Annotated in this window: 14 protein-coding genes; 3 read left to right on the top strand and 11 right to left on the bottom strand. The window is 72.5% G+C overall.

Annotated features, from left to right (window positions below; translation table 11 throughout):
• Positions 1 to 111: 111 nt before the first annotated feature.
• The 3 genes from rpsO to truB all read right to left on the bottom strand — a co-directional run bounded on the left by rpsO (position 112) and on the right by truB (position 2442).
• Positions 112 to 381 (bottom strand): 30S ribosomal protein S15, encoded by a 270-nt coding sequence (gene rpsO / locus ACZ6N8_RS13385; protein ID WP_030337594.1) that lies wholly within the window; start codon positions 379 to 381, stop codon positions 112 to 114.
• A 191-nt stretch (positions 382 to 572) separates the two neighbouring features.
• Positions 573 to 1502: a bifunctional riboflavin kinase/FAD synthetase gene (locus tag ACZ6N8_RS13380; protein WP_387112900.1), complete on the bottom strand. Its 930-nt coding sequence runs from the start codon at positions 1500 to 1502 to the stop codon at positions 573 to 575.
• Positions 1503 to 1557: 55 nt separating this feature from the next.
• The gene (truB, locus tag ACZ6N8_RS13375; protein ID WP_466009909.1) at positions 1558 to 2442 is read right to left on the bottom strand and encodes a tRNA pseudouridine(55) synthase TruB; all 885 of its coding nucleotides are present in this window, start codon (positions 2440 to 2442) and stop codon (positions 1558 to 1560) included.
• Positions 2443 to 2594: 152 nt separating this feature from the next.
• Here truB and ACZ6N8_RS13370 point away from each other — a divergent pair, with 152 nt between their 5' ends.
• On the top strand, positions 2595 to 2897 hold the full coding sequence (locus ACZ6N8_RS13370) for a hypothetical protein (RefSeq protein ID WP_466009907.1): 303 nt from the start codon (positions 2595 to 2597) through the stop codon (positions 2895 to 2897).
• A gap of 10 nt (positions 2898 to 2907) precedes the next feature.
• Positions 2908 to 3918: a hypothetical protein gene (locus ACZ6N8_RS13365; protein WP_466009905.1), complete on the top strand. Its 1011-nt coding sequence runs from the start codon at positions 2908 to 2910 to the stop codon at positions 3916 to 3918.
• Between the two features lie 21 nt (positions 3919 to 3939).
• Here the strand turns inward: ACZ6N8_RS13365 and ACZ6N8_RS13360 are convergent, their stop codons facing one another.
• Positions 3940 to 5280: an MATE family efflux transporter gene (locus tag ACZ6N8_RS13360; RefSeq protein WP_466009903.1), complete on the bottom strand. Its 1341-nt coding sequence runs from the start codon at positions 5278 to 5280 to the stop codon at positions 3940 to 3942.
• Positions 5281 to 5473: 193 nt separating this feature from the next.
• Here ACZ6N8_RS13360 and ACZ6N8_RS13355 point away from each other — a divergent pair, with 193 nt between their 5' ends.
• On the top strand, positions 5474 to 6313 hold the full coding sequence (locus tag ACZ6N8_RS13355) for a hypothetical protein (RefSeq protein WP_466009902.1): 840 nt from the start codon (positions 5474 to 5476) through the stop codon (positions 6311 to 6313).
• A 560-nt stretch (positions 6314 to 6873) separates the two neighbouring features.
• Here ACZ6N8_RS13355 and ACZ6N8_RS13350 read toward each other — a convergent pair.
• The 7 genes from ACZ6N8_RS13350 to ACZ6N8_RS13320 all read right to left on the bottom strand — a co-directional run bounded on the left by ACZ6N8_RS13350 (position 6874) and on the right by ACZ6N8_RS13320 (position 13105).
• The gene (locus ACZ6N8_RS13350) at positions 6874 to 7083 is read right to left on the bottom strand and encodes a DUF6186 family protein (protein WP_208761104.1); all 210 of its coding nucleotides are present in this window, start codon (positions 7081 to 7083) and stop codon (positions 6874 to 6876) included.
• A complete protein-coding gene (locus tag ACZ6N8_RS13345) occupies positions 7083 to 7490 on the bottom strand; it encodes a hypothetical protein (protein WP_466009900.1) in 408 nt (135 codons plus the stop codon). The genes ACZ6N8_RS13350 and ACZ6N8_RS13345 overlap by 1 nt, the downstream gene beginning before the upstream one ends.
• 99 nt (positions 7491 to 7589) lie before the next feature.
• Complete coding sequence (locus ACZ6N8_RS13340) at positions 7590 to 8648, bottom strand: DHH family phosphoesterase (protein WP_466009898.1); 1059 nt, start codon at positions 8646 to 8648, stop codon at positions 7590 to 7592.
• A complete protein-coding gene (gene rbfA, locus ACZ6N8_RS13335; protein ID WP_466009896.1) occupies positions 8645 to 9139 on the bottom strand; it encodes a 30S ribosome-binding factor RbfA in 495 nt (164 codons plus the stop codon). The genes ACZ6N8_RS13340 and rbfA overlap by 4 nt, the downstream gene beginning before the upstream one ends.
• Before the next feature lie 126 nt (positions 9140 to 9265).
• Positions 9266 to 9562, bottom strand: a complete 297-nt coding sequence (locus ACZ6N8_RS13330; protein WP_139586911.1) for a DUF503 domain-containing protein — start codon at positions 9560 to 9562, stop codon at positions 9266 to 9268.
• A 90-nt stretch (positions 9563 to 9652) separates the two neighbouring features.
• The gene (gene infB / locus ACZ6N8_RS13325; RefSeq protein WP_466009894.1) at positions 9653 to 12679 is read right to left on the bottom strand and encodes a translation initiation factor IF-2; all 3027 of its coding nucleotides are present in this window, start codon (positions 12677 to 12679) and stop codon (positions 9653 to 9655) included.
• Positions 12680 to 12772: 93 nt separating this feature from the next.
• On the bottom strand, positions 12773 to 13105 hold the full coding sequence (locus tag ACZ6N8_RS13320) for a YlxR family protein (RefSeq protein WP_357984933.1): 333 nt from the start codon (positions 13103 to 13105) through the stop codon (positions 12773 to 12775).
• Positions 13106 to 13110 lie beyond the last annotated feature (5 nt).

Raw genomic sequence — 13110 nt, 5'->3', positions numbered from 1 at the left:
CTACCGGAGACCGGTACGCTGACCGGCTCCCTCTCGGGTGGTCGCGCGGCCCGTGTTCTTCAGGTGGGACGCGGTGCGGGGGAGCGGCCGGTCAGCCACTCCCCCGTCACGTCACCGGCGCAGGCCGAGCCGCTCGATGAGCGACCGGTAGCGCGCAATGTCCTTCTTCTGGACGTAGTTGAGCAGCCGACGGCGACGGCCGACCAGCAGCAGCAGCCCACGGCGGCTGTGGTGGTCGTGCTTGTGCACCTTCAGGTGCTCGGTCAGCTCGGCGATCCGCTTGGTGAGGACCGCGACCTGGACCTCCGGCGAACCGGTGTCGCCCTCGGCGGTCGCGTACTCCGCACGGATGCTGGCCTTGGCTTCCTGGTCGAGCGCCATGTTCTCCCTGTTTCGATGGGTTGATCAAGTAGATGTCCGTCGTCCCGATGGACCGGGAACGGACCGGTACCTCGCACCCGCGGCGTCGAGCAGGCACGCGAGGCCCCACGCCGGTCACCCGACGTCCCGGCAAGACTACCAGCACCCGCCGGTAACAGCCGGCCAAGGGCCTCGGCCGGGCCGCGTGAGGGTCAGCTCAGGGCGCGTCGGGTGCGTTCGACGTCCTGGTTCATCTGGGCGATCAACGGCTCGATCGAGTCGTACCGGACCTGCCCCCGCAGGTGCGCCACGAAGTCCAGGGCCAGCCGCTCGCCGTACAGGTCGCCGGAGAAGTCCAGCGCGTACGCCTCGACCCGCCGCTCCCGGCCGGAGAAGGTCGGGTTGGTGCCCACCGACACGGCAGCCATCAGCGGCTCGTGCTGGCCGCGGCGGATCAGCCGGGCCGCGTACACCCCGTCGGCGGGCACCGCCGCGTACCTGTGGCAGAGCAGGTTGGCGGTGGGGAAGCCCAACTCCCGGCCGCGCTGGTCGCCGCGGACCACCACGCCCTCGAGCCGGTGCGGCCGGCCCAGCGCCGCCGCCGCCGCGCCGACGTCGCCCGCGTCGACGCAGGAGCGGATGTACGTGGAGGAGAAGACGGTGCCGTCCTCGGTGACCAGCGGGCCGCCCTCCACGCCGAAGCCGAAGGTCTGGCCGAGCCGCTCCAGCAGCGCCACGTCACCGGCGGCGCGGTGCCCGAAGCGGAAGTTGCCGCCTACCACCACCAGCGCGGCGTGCAGGTGCTCGACCAGGACGTCGTGCACGAACTGTTCGGCAGGCAGCCGGGAGAACTCCTGGGTGAACGGCACCACGCAGAGCACGTCCACGCCGAGCGCCTCGATCAGTTCCGCCTTGCGGGCCTGCTCGGTGAGCACCGCCGGGTGCGAGCCGGGGCGGACCACCTCGGCCGGGTGCGGATCGAAGGTGACCACCACCGACTGCACGCCCAACTCCCGGGCGCGGGCCACGGCGTGGCCGATCGTCGCCTGGTGCCCCCTGTGTACGCCGTCGAAGACGCCGATGGTCACGACCGAACGTCCCCACCCTCCGGGCGCCGCGTCGTACCCCCGCCACCGCTGCATGCCGCTCCTCCCCTGCTGTCCCGCCGGCCGGGGCCGGCGGACCTGCGCCCCGCCGTCAGGCCGGGGCGAGCACGATCTCCGCGCGGGCCCGCCCGTCCCGCTCGCTGACGATAGCGATCAGGCCGCCCGCCGGACCGAAGACGGCGTACGGCCCGGTGCGCCCGGTCGGGTCCAGCGGGCCGCCGTGGGCGAGCACCCGCGCCTCGTCGGGCGTGGCGTCACGGCGCGGGAAGAACCGGTCGGCCGCCGCGTCCAGCGGAAGGTTCACCACGGCCGGGGCGCGCTGCTCCAGCTCGTCGAGGGTGGCCGCCTCGTCGAGGGTGAAGCCGCCGACCGCGGTCCGGCGCAGCGCGGTCAGGTGCCCACCGACATCGAGCGCCAGGCCCGCGTCCCTGGCGATGGCCCTGATGTACGTGCCGGAGGAGCAGGTCACGTCCACGTCCACGTCGACCACGTCCGGTTCGGTACGGCGGATCGCCAGCACCTCCAGCCGGGAGATGGTGACCCGACGCGCCGGCAGTTCCACGCTCTCGCCGTCGCGGACCCGCTTGTACGCCCGCTGTCCGTTGATCTTGATGGCGCTGACCGCGCTCGGCACCTGGTCGACCTCGCCGCTCAGGGCCGCCAGCGCCGACCGGATCCCGTCGTCGGTCAGCAGGCCGGCGGGGGTGGTGGCGATCACGTCCCCCTCGGCGTCGTCGGTGACTGTGGCCTGACCGAGTCGGATGGTGGCGGTGTAGCTCTTGCCCGCGCCGATCACGTAGGTCAGCAGCCGGGTGGCCCGGCCCACACCGATGACCAGCACTCCGGTGGCCATCGGGTCGAGGGTGCCGCCGTGGCCGACCCGCCGGGTCCTGGCCAGTCGGCGGATCCGCGCCACCACGTCGTGCGACGTCATGCCGCCGGGCTTGTCGACCACGATCAGGCCATCGGTGCTCACGTCGTGCAAGCCTGCCAGACGCCCCGTACGGGCAGGTGCGTGGGCGGCGCGTCGGGTGCGGACCGCCACGGGACACGGACGGGGCGACGCGCCGTCCGCGGAGATGCAATGATCATCCGCCCCCTGCCGCCGTCCCCCCACCAGGACCGCCGATGACCGCCGACCGACGTCCGGCCCACGAGCACCGCGACCCCGTCGAGTTGCCGGACTGGATGCGGCAACCCACCCCGAAGCGTCGAACCCCCGCGCGGCTCCTCGACGACCTCGTCGAGCGTCAGCCGGGGTTGAACGCGGCCCGCCGGGCCTGGTGGCGGTGGCGCGACCGGACCCGGTGGAGCGATTCGCATCCGCACGTCGTCGCCGTGGTGTCGTTCGTCGTCGCCGCCGTGCTGGGGACGGCCGCGGTGTTCGGCGCCTACTACCTGCTCGCGCTTGCCATGCGCGGCTACTACTGACGGAGGAACTGTGACGGACACGCCAACGACGGGCGGGCCCACGTCCCCGGAGTCGGACGCGTCCCCGGGACCCGCGGCGGTCGCCGAGGTCAACCCGGTCCGCCTGCCGGACTGGATGCGGTCACCGGAGGTCGAGCACCAACCGACAGGGCTGGACCGGCTGCGCTTCCTCTCGGCCCGGCACAACGGCCCGCTGCTCATCGGTTTCGGCCTGGCGCTGGCCCTGCTGGTGGTCGTCGGCGGCGCGGTGCTGGTCGGGCAGGTCGCCGACGGCGTCCGCGCCTCCGCCGCCGAGAGTGCCACGCCGAGTCCTACCCCACCGGTGAGCAGGGTGGGCGATCCCCGCGATCTGTTCGCCGGGACACCGGCGGCCTCCTTCACGCCGGGCGAGGAGTCCGTGCGGATGCCGGCGGCGAAGGCCACCGGGCCGTTCACGGCGAACGAGGTGCGCGCCGCGCTGGAGTCGGTCCGCAAGGCGCTGGTCGAGAGCCGGTTGGACACGTCGATGTTCCTGGGCGACCCCGAACCGTTCCTCGCCGTGCTCGCGCCGGACGCCCGCGAGCAGCGCCGCGCGGACTTCTCCGACGGCAGTTTCCTGCGCTACGCCACCCGGATGGGGTCGCAGTCGGAGTGGGAGCCTGGTGCGCGAGCCGCCGGTCGGGTCAGTTACCGGGCCACCGAGGAGGAGGGGATCCGACTACTGGAGGTCTCGACGGAGTTCGTCTGGGCGTACCCGTTCGACGTGGACCTGCGGGCACCCGCCGGTGCCGGTGTGGTGGCGGTCCGCGACCGTGTCGTCTGGCAGGTGCCGTATCCGGAGGACACGCAGGCGTCCTCCCGTGGTCTGTGGATCGCGTCGGCGACTGCCGTCACCTGGAACGCGGACTGCGCCCAACTGCGCGCCGGCTGGATCCAGGAGCAGTACTGGATGGCTGACCTGCACGGGAAGCGGTTGCCAGCGGGTGACCCCGGCACGATCTTCGACCTCGACGCGCCAGCGCCGAGCACCACGCGGTGCTGAGCGACGACCACCGCGACCGGGTCAGCGAACCGCCCCGACGACCGCCCACCTGCCGTTGCGCAGACGCAGCAGCAGGGCGACCAGCCGGATCACCACGAACAGGGTGAGCCCCGCCCAGATGCCGCCCAGCCCGAGATCCAGCACGTACGCCAGCCAGATGGCCGGCAGGAAGCCGCCGAGCGCCGCCACGATGGTGAGGTTGCGCAGGTACCGCACGTCGCCGGCGCCGATCAGCACGCCGTCCAGGGCGAACACCACCCCGGCCAGCGGCAGCATGACGACGAACCACGGCCAGGCCACCATGGCCTGTTCGCGTACCTGCGGATCGGAGCTGAACCACGACGGCACGACGCCGGCGCCGGCGGCGATGAGCGCCGCGAAGCCGATGCCGCAGACGCCGCCGAGCCTGCCGATCCGTCGGGCCAGCGCCCGGGCGTCCGCCGCGTCGCCGGCTCCGAGCGCGGCACCGACCAGGGACTGCGCGGCGATGGCGAGGGCGTCGAGCACCAGCGCCGAGAAGAACCAGAGTTGCAGGGCGATCTGGTGGGCGCCCACGGCGGCGGCGCCGAAGCGGGCGGCGACGGCGGTCGCGGACAGGAAGCTGGCCTGGAACGCCACGCCCCGGATCAGCAGGTCCCGGCTGAGCACCAGTTGCTGGCGGATCACCCGGGGTTGCGGCCGCAGCGACACCCGTTCGGCGACGAGCGCGGCGGCGAAGAGCCCACCGGCGATGGTCTGGGCCACCACGTTGGCGACCGCGGAACCGACCAGGCCGAGCCCGCCGGGGTAGACCAGCAGGGGGCAGAGCAGCGCGGACAGCAGGTTGGGGCCGAGCACGAAGTACAACGGGCGGCGGGTGTCCTGCACGCCGCGCAGCCAGCCGTTGCCGGCGGCGGCGAGCAGCAGGCCCGGGGCGCCGAGGGCCGCGATCCGCAGCCACTGCGCGGCGGCGTCGGCCACGTCGCCACCACCGCCGGCGAGGGTACGTGCCAACGCGCCGCCGCCGAACTGCATGCCGATCGCGATCAGCAGTCCGACACCGAACGCCAACCAGGACGACTGGACGCCCTCGGCGACGGCGGCGGCCCGGTCGCCCGCGCCGAAGCGACGGGCCGCCCGTCCGGTGGTGCCGTACGCGACGACGGTGCCGACCCAGGCGGTAAGCGTCATCACCGTGCCGGCGACGGCGAGCGCGGCGAGCGGAACCCGGCCGAGGTGCCCGACCACCGCCGTGTCGACGAGCACGTAGAGCGGCTCGGCGGCGAGCACCACGAGGGCCGGCAGGGCGAGCGCGGCGATGCGGCGAGGCGAGGCCGATGCGGCGGTGGCCGGCGCGGTGTCGGTGTGGGCTGGCTGGCTCATCGCCGCCGATCCTGGCACGGCCACCGTAAGGAGTGCAAGGCGCCCAGCGACTTACGCATGTCTTCCTCGTCCGGCGTTGGCCGGCGGGGCGAACGTGGCCGGGACGAGTGCCGGGCGTCCCACTTGCAGGGCTTACTACCCTGACGACGTTCCCACGATCTTGGCAACGTTCCGACAGCGATAAGGGCTTACGATGAGTGACCAATACCCTCCGTACGGGCAGCAGCCTGACCCGAACGTCACGCCCTGGAGCGGGCCCCCCGCGCCGCAGCAGGGCGGGTACCCGCCCTACGGGCAGCCGCCCCCGATGCCGCAGTACGGCGCCCCCGTTCCGCCGGCCAAGAAGTCGAACAAGGGCCTGATCATCGGACTTGCTGTCGGCGCGGTCGTCCTCCTGCTCGCCATGTGCGGCGGCGGCATCGGCCTCCTGGTCGCCCTCGGAAGCGACGACGACGAGCCCACGACCGTCACGTCCTCCGAACCCACCCCCGGCACGACGGCCTCCCCCGCGCCCGGGCAGTCGGACCCTCCGAGCGACAACAACTCGATGACGGCCCGCTTCTCCAGCGACATGTCGAACGTCTGCGAGGGCAGCCGGATCCTGAACGCGGCACCCTACAGCGGCCCGGCCGGCGCCAAGGCGTACACGTTCTCCAACAGCCCGGACCGGCCGACGTTCTGGTCGTCGAAGTACATCGCGTCGAGCAAGCCCTACTCGGCCAAGACCACCGAGTACGAGGCGGTGTCGGTGGTCGGCTGCCTGGAGTTCGTGGAGGGCAGCCAGGGTGAGCCGACGAAGTGCCTGTACAAGGACAAGGACGGCAAGCAGGTCACCGTGGACTACATCTCGTCGCGCTACACCCTGACCTTCTACGCCGCCAAGACAGGCGAGAAGATCGGCGACGGTGGCACCGTGGCCGCCCCGGCGAACAGGTGCCCGAGCGTCATCTCGTACAACAGCACCACCAGGAAGGCGTACGCGTCGCCGGACTCCGGCACCATCGAGACCGCCCTGGACAAGTTCCTGTCCTGAGCGGCTCCCCCGGGCGGCCGGGGCAGGACGGGGACACCCGGCCCGCCCCGGCCGCCCCGCGCGTTTCCGGGTCGAGCGGGACAGGCACAGCACGGCGCGGACGCCGAGGATCGCGAGCGGCAGCCGGGTCAGGGCGTCGAGCCGGGCGAGTGGTCGCGCTGCCGCGGGACGCCTCGGCGGCGTCCCGCCGCCTGGAACGATCTACTGGCGGGTGTCCATCGACGTCTGCAGCGCGCGGCGGGCCTGCTCGCGGGCGTCGTCAGTGGTTTCGGGCTTGGGCTTGTTCGCCATGGTGGCGCTCCTTCCAGGGTGCGAGCCGCCGACGCGCGGCGGCCCTCACGGGCGGTCGTGCTGAGCGCCCCACGGCGGTCCGGGGTTACCGGAGCAGCCGACTGGGCAGCGTGAGCCCGGGTCGGTGCGACCCTGGAGGGAGGCGGCGCGAGGTGTGGCACCACAGCCCATGACCTGCACCGCAGCGCGGTGCCGGCCGTCTCCCAAGTTATCGTTCAGGTCCACATGCTGCTCCTGGTTCCCGCCATTTGGACGGCAGGCATCCTGACTCAGCGAGCCAGGAAGTGCCAGCCCAGCCACCACCAGAAGCCGAACAGACCGATCCGGCCCACCGGCACCGGGCCGACCTCGTACCGCATCACGTACGCGCAGACCTCGCCCAGGGTCGGGATGCGGGAGCCCTCCCTCCGGGCCAGCCACTCGACCGCCGCGAACAGGGCCAGCGAGGTGAGGAAACCGCCGATCGCGAGCGCCCGCATCATCGCCGCACCAGCCCCCAGAACGCGGCCAACCAGGCGAACCACGCCGCCGACCGGGTCAGATGGTCCTCCAGCAGCGGATCGGCCAGCCGGGAGAAGGTGGGAAAGTCATCACCGACCGCCATGACGAAGGTGACGCCCTCGAAGACCCCGAACACCACCACCGGCAGCGCCCACCAGGCCGCGCCCGCGCCCAACCGGCGCGGCGCCGGCCGGCGCGGCACCCGGTTGCTCAGACCGAGCCAGATCAGCACGCCACCGGTGCCGAGGGTGTACAGATTCGCCTCGGTGGAGAACGACGCGAACCGCCCACCGACGAGCGACAGGCAGACCAGGACGGGGACGGAGACGGCGGGCCGATCCCAGGTGCGGGGGGCCTCCACGGTGAGGTCGTGCGGCTGCTCCATCCCGCAATTCTTCCCGCTATCACGGAGCGCCGGAAGACCAACACTCCCCGGAGCTGACCCTGATCTTCCCCGCCCGGCCGCACGGCCGGCGCACACCCGTCAGGCGTCGGGGCGAATCAGTGCCGCGTCCAGCTGATCGCGGATCGACCCGATCACCTGCTCGGCGCTCCCCCGGCCGGTGAAACCCGCCGCGAACCGGTGGCCACCGCCGCCCAGCGCGACCGCCACCCGACTGACGTCGACCCCGCCCTTGCTGCGCATGGACACCGCCCACTCGTCCGGCCGGACCTGCTTCAACACGCAGCTCACGTCCGCCTCGGCGGTGCACCGCACCGAGTCGATGAGCGCCTCCAGCACGTACGGGCGCTGGTCGTGCCGGCTCAGGTCCTCCAGCGTCGCGAAGGTCCACACCAGCCCACGGCCGTCGGCGGCGGCCGGCTCCAGCCGGGCCCTGCCGAGCACCTCACCGAAGAGACGCACCGCGCCGAAGGGACGGGTGTCGAAGACCCGCCGGGAGATGTCCCCCGGCGAGATGCCGGTGGCGAGCAACCGGGCGGCCAGGTGGTGCACGGCAGGGGTGGTCGCCTCGAACCGGAACGAACCGGTGTCCGTGGTCAGCGCCACGTACAGGCACTCGGCGATGGCCCGGTCCAACGGTACGCCGAGCCGGGTCAGCAACTGCTCGGCCACCACCGACGTCGCGGCGGCGGTCGGGTCGACCAGGTTGACGGTGCCGAAGCCGTCGTTGGAGGCGTGATGGTCGAGCACCAACGCCGCGCCGGCGCTGGTCAACCGCCCGGCCAACTCGCCCAGCCGCGACTCGCTCGCCGCGTCGAAGCAGATCACCAGGTCCGGTGCCGGGTCCACGTCACTCGCCGGAACCAGCAGCTCCAGGCCGGGCAGCCCACGGAACGGCTCGGGCACCTCCGGCGGCCCGGGGAAGGTCGCCTGCAACCCGCCCACACCGAGGCGCAGCAGCCCCAGACCGAAGCCGAGCATGCTGCCCAGCGCGTCCCCGTCCGGATTCACATGGCAGATCAGCAGCACCCGCCCGGTCGGTGGGAGAGCGCGGATCAGCGCCTCGGCCGCCGCCCAGTCCGCCTCGGCGGGGCCGGCACCGACCGTCGGGGCGAGCTGCGCGCCGGCGGTGCCGGTCACCGCGCTTCCCCACCCCGGGGGCTCTCCGTGACGTCGGCGGCCTCGTCGGCCTCGTCCGTCTCGTCATCGTCCTCGTCGTCGACCCGGTACGGCTGCGCCTCGCCCGCGTACTCCGCCCGGGCGGCGAGGCGCTGCACCTCGGCGTCGGCGTTGCGGGCCGCGGCCAGCAGATCGTCGATGTGCTTGACCTGGTCCTGCACGTCGTCCAGGACGAACGTGAGCGTCGGCGAGTGCCGCAGCCCGAGAGCCTTGCCGACGGTGCTGCGCAGCAGCCCTTTGGCGCTCTCCAGGGCCGCCGCCGTGTCCGCCTGCGCCACCGCGTCACCCAGCACCGTGTAGAAGACGGTCGCGTCACGCAGATCCGCGGTGATCCGGGCGTCGGTGATGGTGATCATGCCGAGCCGCGGATCCTTGATCTGGCTCCGCACCACCGACGCGACCAGCTCACGCACCCGTTCCGCGTGCCGGCGTACCTTGGCCGGATCAGACATCTCGCCACCTCCACGGCGTCCTGCTCCCGGCCGCCCGGCGACCCGCAGGACGCCGGCCGACCGGCCAACAACTCGAACACTACCTTCGCGGCCGGAGCCGGTCGCCCGGCCCGGCCGGCACCCTGGTCAGTCGTCGTCCGCGCCGTACAACCGGCGCCGCACCGACAGCAACTCGACCTCCGGGCGAGCCGCCACCAGGCGCTCACAGGAGTCGAGCACCTCGCGGACGTGCGCCGCCTCGGCGGCCACCACGGCCACCGCTATCTCCGCTCGACCATGCAGGTCGAGCGCACCCACCTCGGCGGCCGACACCTCGAAACGGCGCAATGCCGCCACGATCGGCCGTACATATGATCTCTTGGCTTTGAGCGACCGGGAGTCGCCCGGCAGCAGCAGGTCGAAGACCGCGTTTCCGGTGAACATCGCCCCGGACGATACCGCCACCCGACCCCGCATGATCAAGGGGTTTACGCCGGACGGCGTAAACCCCTTGATCAGCGTGTCACTGCCGGATCAGGCGCGAGCCTTCTCCCGCATCTCGAAGGTCTCGATGACGTCGCCGACCTGGACGTTGTTGTAACCACCCAGGGTCAGACCACACTCGAAGCCCTCGCGGACCTCGGTGGCGTCGTCCTTGAACCGCTTGAGCGAGGTGATCGTGAGGTTGTCCGCCACGACCGTCCCGTCCCGAAGCAGGCGTGCCTTCGCGTTGCGTCGGATGATGCCCGACCGGACGATACAACCGGAGATGTTGCCGATCTTGGACGAGCGGAAGACGTCGCGGATCTCCGCGGTGCCCAGCTCGACCTCCTCGTACTCCGGCTTGAGCAGGCCCTTGAGCGCCGCCTCGATCTCCTCGATGGCCTGGTAGATGACGGTGTAGTACCGGATCTCCACGCCCTCGCGGTCGGCCATCTCACGGACCTTGTTCGAGGCCCGCACGTTGAAGCCGATGATCGTGACCGGCTCGGACGAGGCGCTCGCGAGCATGACGTTGCTCTCGGTGATCGCGCCGACGCCCCGGTCGAGGACCTTGAGCTGGACCTCCTCGGGAATGTCGAGGTTGAACAGCGCGTCCTCCAGGGCCTCCACCGAACCGGAGACATCGCCCTTGAGGATGAGGTTGAGCGACGTCTTCTCGCCCTCCTTGAGCTGCTCCATGAGCGTCTCGAGGGTGGCCCGACCACGGGAGTTGGCGAATGCCGCCGCCCGCCGCCGCGCCTGGCGCTGCTCGGCGATCTGCCGCACCGTCCGGTCGTCCGCCGCGGCGAGGAACGTGTCGCCCGCGCCGGGAGGCGCGGTCAGACCCAGGACCATGACCGGACGCGCCGGCCCGGCCTCGGAGACCTGGTTGCCGTTCTCGTCGAGCATCGCCCGGACCCGGCCGTGCGCCCCACCGGCGACGATCGAGTCGCCCGCCCGCAGGGTGCCCTTCTGCACCAGCACCGTCGCCACCGCACCGCGGCCCTTGTCCAGGTGCGCCTCGATGGCCACACCCTGCGCCGGCCCGTCGATCGGAGCGGTCAGCTCCAGCGACGCGTCGGCGGTCAGCAGGACAGCCTCGAGGAGCTCCTCGATGCCGATGCCCGGCTTCGCGGCCACGTTGACGAACATGGTCTCGCCGCCGTACTCCTCGGCGACCAGGCCGTACTCGGTCAGCTGCTGGCGGACCTTGTCCGGGTTGGCCTCCGGCTTGTCGACCTTGTTGACCGCGACCACGATCGGCACGTCGGCCGCCTTGGCGTGGTTCAACGCCTCGATGGTCTGCGGCATCACGCCGTCGTCGGCCGCGACCACCAGGATCACGATGTCCGTCACCTGGGCACCACGGGCACGCATGGCGGTGAACGCCTCGTGACCCGGGGTGTCGATGAAGGTCACCGCGCGGTCCACACCCTCGTGCGGAACGTGCACCTGGTACGCACCGATGTGCTGGGTGATGCCACCCGCCTCACCGGCCACGACGTTCGCCTTACGGATCGCGTCGAGCAGCTTGGTCTTACCGTGGTCGACGTGACCCATGACGGTCACGACAGGCGCACGGCTGACCAGACGCTCCTCGGCCACCTCCGCGTCGAGGTCGATGTTGAACTGCGCGAGCAGCTCGCGGTCCTCGTCCTCCGGGCTGACGATCTGGATGTCGAAGCCCAGGTGCTCACCCAGCAGCTGCAGGGTGTCGTCAGAACAGGACTGGGTCGCGGTGACCATCTCGCCCAGGTTGAACATCTCCTGGACCAGCGAACCCGGGTTGGCGTTGATCTTGTCGGCGAAGTCCGACAGGGAGGCGCCACGGGACAGCCGGACGACCTGACCCTGACCCCGGGGAGCACCCGAGCTCATGGTCGGAGCCGACAGGTTGTCGAACTCCTGTCTGCGCTGCTTCTTGGACTTGCGACCGCGCGTCGGCCGGCCACCCGGACGCCCGAAGGCACCCGCGGCGCCGCCGCCACGGCCACGACCACCGGCACCCGGACGACCGCCACCGCCGGACGGGGCACCCGGACGGAAACCGCCGCCGGGAGCACCGCCACCGCCGCCGGGACCGCCACGGTAGCCACCGCCACCGCCGGCACCACCGCCGCCACCGGGGCCGCCGCGGTAACCGCCGCCGCCACCGGCGCCGCCGCCGGGACCGCCACGGAAGCCGCCGCCACCGCCACCGGGACGACCAGCGCCACCGCCACCGGGACGACCAGCGCCACCGGGGCCGGGGCGACCGGCGGCCGGACGCTGACTCGGCATGGACGCCGGGCTGGGCCGCGGCGGCATGGAGTTCGGACTGGGCCGCGGCGGCATACCCGCCGGGCTGTTCGGCCGAGGGCCACCCGCGCCGGCGGCCGGGGGCCGCTGCTGCTGGCCACCCTGGATACCGAACGGGTTGTTACCGGCGCCGCGCGCCGGCGGACGACCGCCCGGCCGGGCACCCGGACCGGGAGCCGGCGTGCTCGGACGAGCTGCCGGCGAACCGGGACGGGGAGGCATCGCGGCCGGACCCGGCCGGGGGCCGGGGCGGTTGCCGTCCGTCGGGGGCTCCCGGCGGACGTTGTCCCGCTGCTGCTGGCGGGCGGCCTGCGCGGCCTTGACCGCGGCCTCCTGCTCAGCCTTCAGCGCGGCGGCACGCGCCTCCGCGGCCGCCACCTCGATGTCGTGGGCACTCGCCGGCTTGGCGACCGGCGCCGCGGGCTGCGGCGCACCGGGCACCGGACCCTTCGGCTTCGGGCCGGGAGCCGGCGCGGCCGGCCGCCGAGGCGGCATCGGCTTGGCCGAGACCCGTGGCGCGCCCGGGGTCGGGGACGGCGTCGGGGTCGGACTCGGGCTCGGGCTCGTGGCCGGCGCCGAAGCGGGCGCCGACGGGGCCGCGGGCGCCGGACCACCGGCGGACGCGACGAATGCGTTACGCAGCCGACGGGCGACGGGCGCCTCAACGGTGCTGGACGCGGACTTCACGAACTCGCCCATTTCCTTCAACTTGGCGAGAACGGTCTTACTCTCGACCCCGAGCTCTTTTGCAAGCTCGTGTACGCGGGCCTTGCCTGCCACTGCACTCCTCACTCCGAGGTCGTGCGGGCAGCACCCGCAGCGACCTCACTCGTGCACTTGAAGCCTGGTCATTTCAGGGACTTCATCGTGTGCTCATGTCGGTCGTCCTACCCTGCTAGCGACCCTCGCCCGGTCGGGCTGACCGGACGTAGTGGTTGGCGCATCGACGTGCTCCGCCAGCACACCGTGGTCGAGGACCTCGGTGATGCGCAACGCACGCCCGAAGGCGCGGCGCCGCACAGCCAGCGCGAAGCAGGCCGGATCCGGGTGCATGTTCGCCCCCCGACCCGGCAGCCTGCGGCGCGGATCAGGCCGGAGGCTGTAACCAGCCTCGTCCCCGATCGCGACGATCCGCAGCAATTCGCTGGCCGGCGCACGCTTCCGGCAGCCCACACAGGTGCGCTCCGGCTGCGCGCGTCGTACCACTGGAG

Source organism: Micromonospora sp. NPDC047521 (genome assembly GCF_055587305.1).
The sequence above is the reverse complement of the archived record's forward strand: the minus strand, read 5'-3'. Positions and strand labels throughout refer to the sequence as shown.

Excerpts from the sequence above, each read along its gene's own strand:
- rpsO (WP_030337594.1), bottom strand. The coding sequence starts at position 381 with ATGGCGCTCGACCAGGAAGCCAAGGCCAGCATCCGTGCGGAGTACGCG.
- ACZ6N8_RS13380 (WP_387112900.1), bottom strand. The coding sequence starts at position 1,502 with ATGCAGCGGTGGCGGGGGTACGACGCGGCGCCCGGAGGGTGGGGACGT.
- ACZ6N8_RS13370 (WP_466009907.1), top strand. The coding sequence starts at position 2,595 with ATGACCGCCGACCGACGTCCGGCCCACGAGCACCGCGACCCCGTCGAG.
- ACZ6N8_RS13360 (WP_466009903.1), bottom strand. The coding sequence starts at position 5,280 with ATGAGCCAGCCAGCCCACACCGACACCGCGCCGGCCACCGCCGCATCG.
- ACZ6N8_RS13355 (WP_466009902.1), top strand. The coding sequence starts at position 5,474 with ATGAGTGACCAATACCCTCCGTACGGGCAGCAGCCTGACCCGAACGTC.
- ACZ6N8_RS13350 (WP_208761104.1), bottom strand. The coding sequence starts at position 7,083 with ATGCGGGCGCTCGCGATCGGCGGTTTCCTCACCTCGCTGGCCCTGTTC.
- ACZ6N8_RS13345 (WP_466009900.1), bottom strand. The coding sequence starts at position 7,490 with ATGGAGCAGCCGCACGACCTCACCGTGGAGGCCCCCCGCACCTGGGAT.
- rbfA (WP_466009896.1), bottom strand. The coding sequence starts at position 9,139 with ATGTCTGATCCGGCCAAGGTACGCCGGCACGCGGAACGGGTGCGTGAG.
- ACZ6N8_RS13330 (WP_139586911.1), bottom strand. The coding sequence starts at position 9,562 with ATGTTCACCGGAAACGCGGTCTTCGACCTGCTGCTGCCGGGCGACTCC.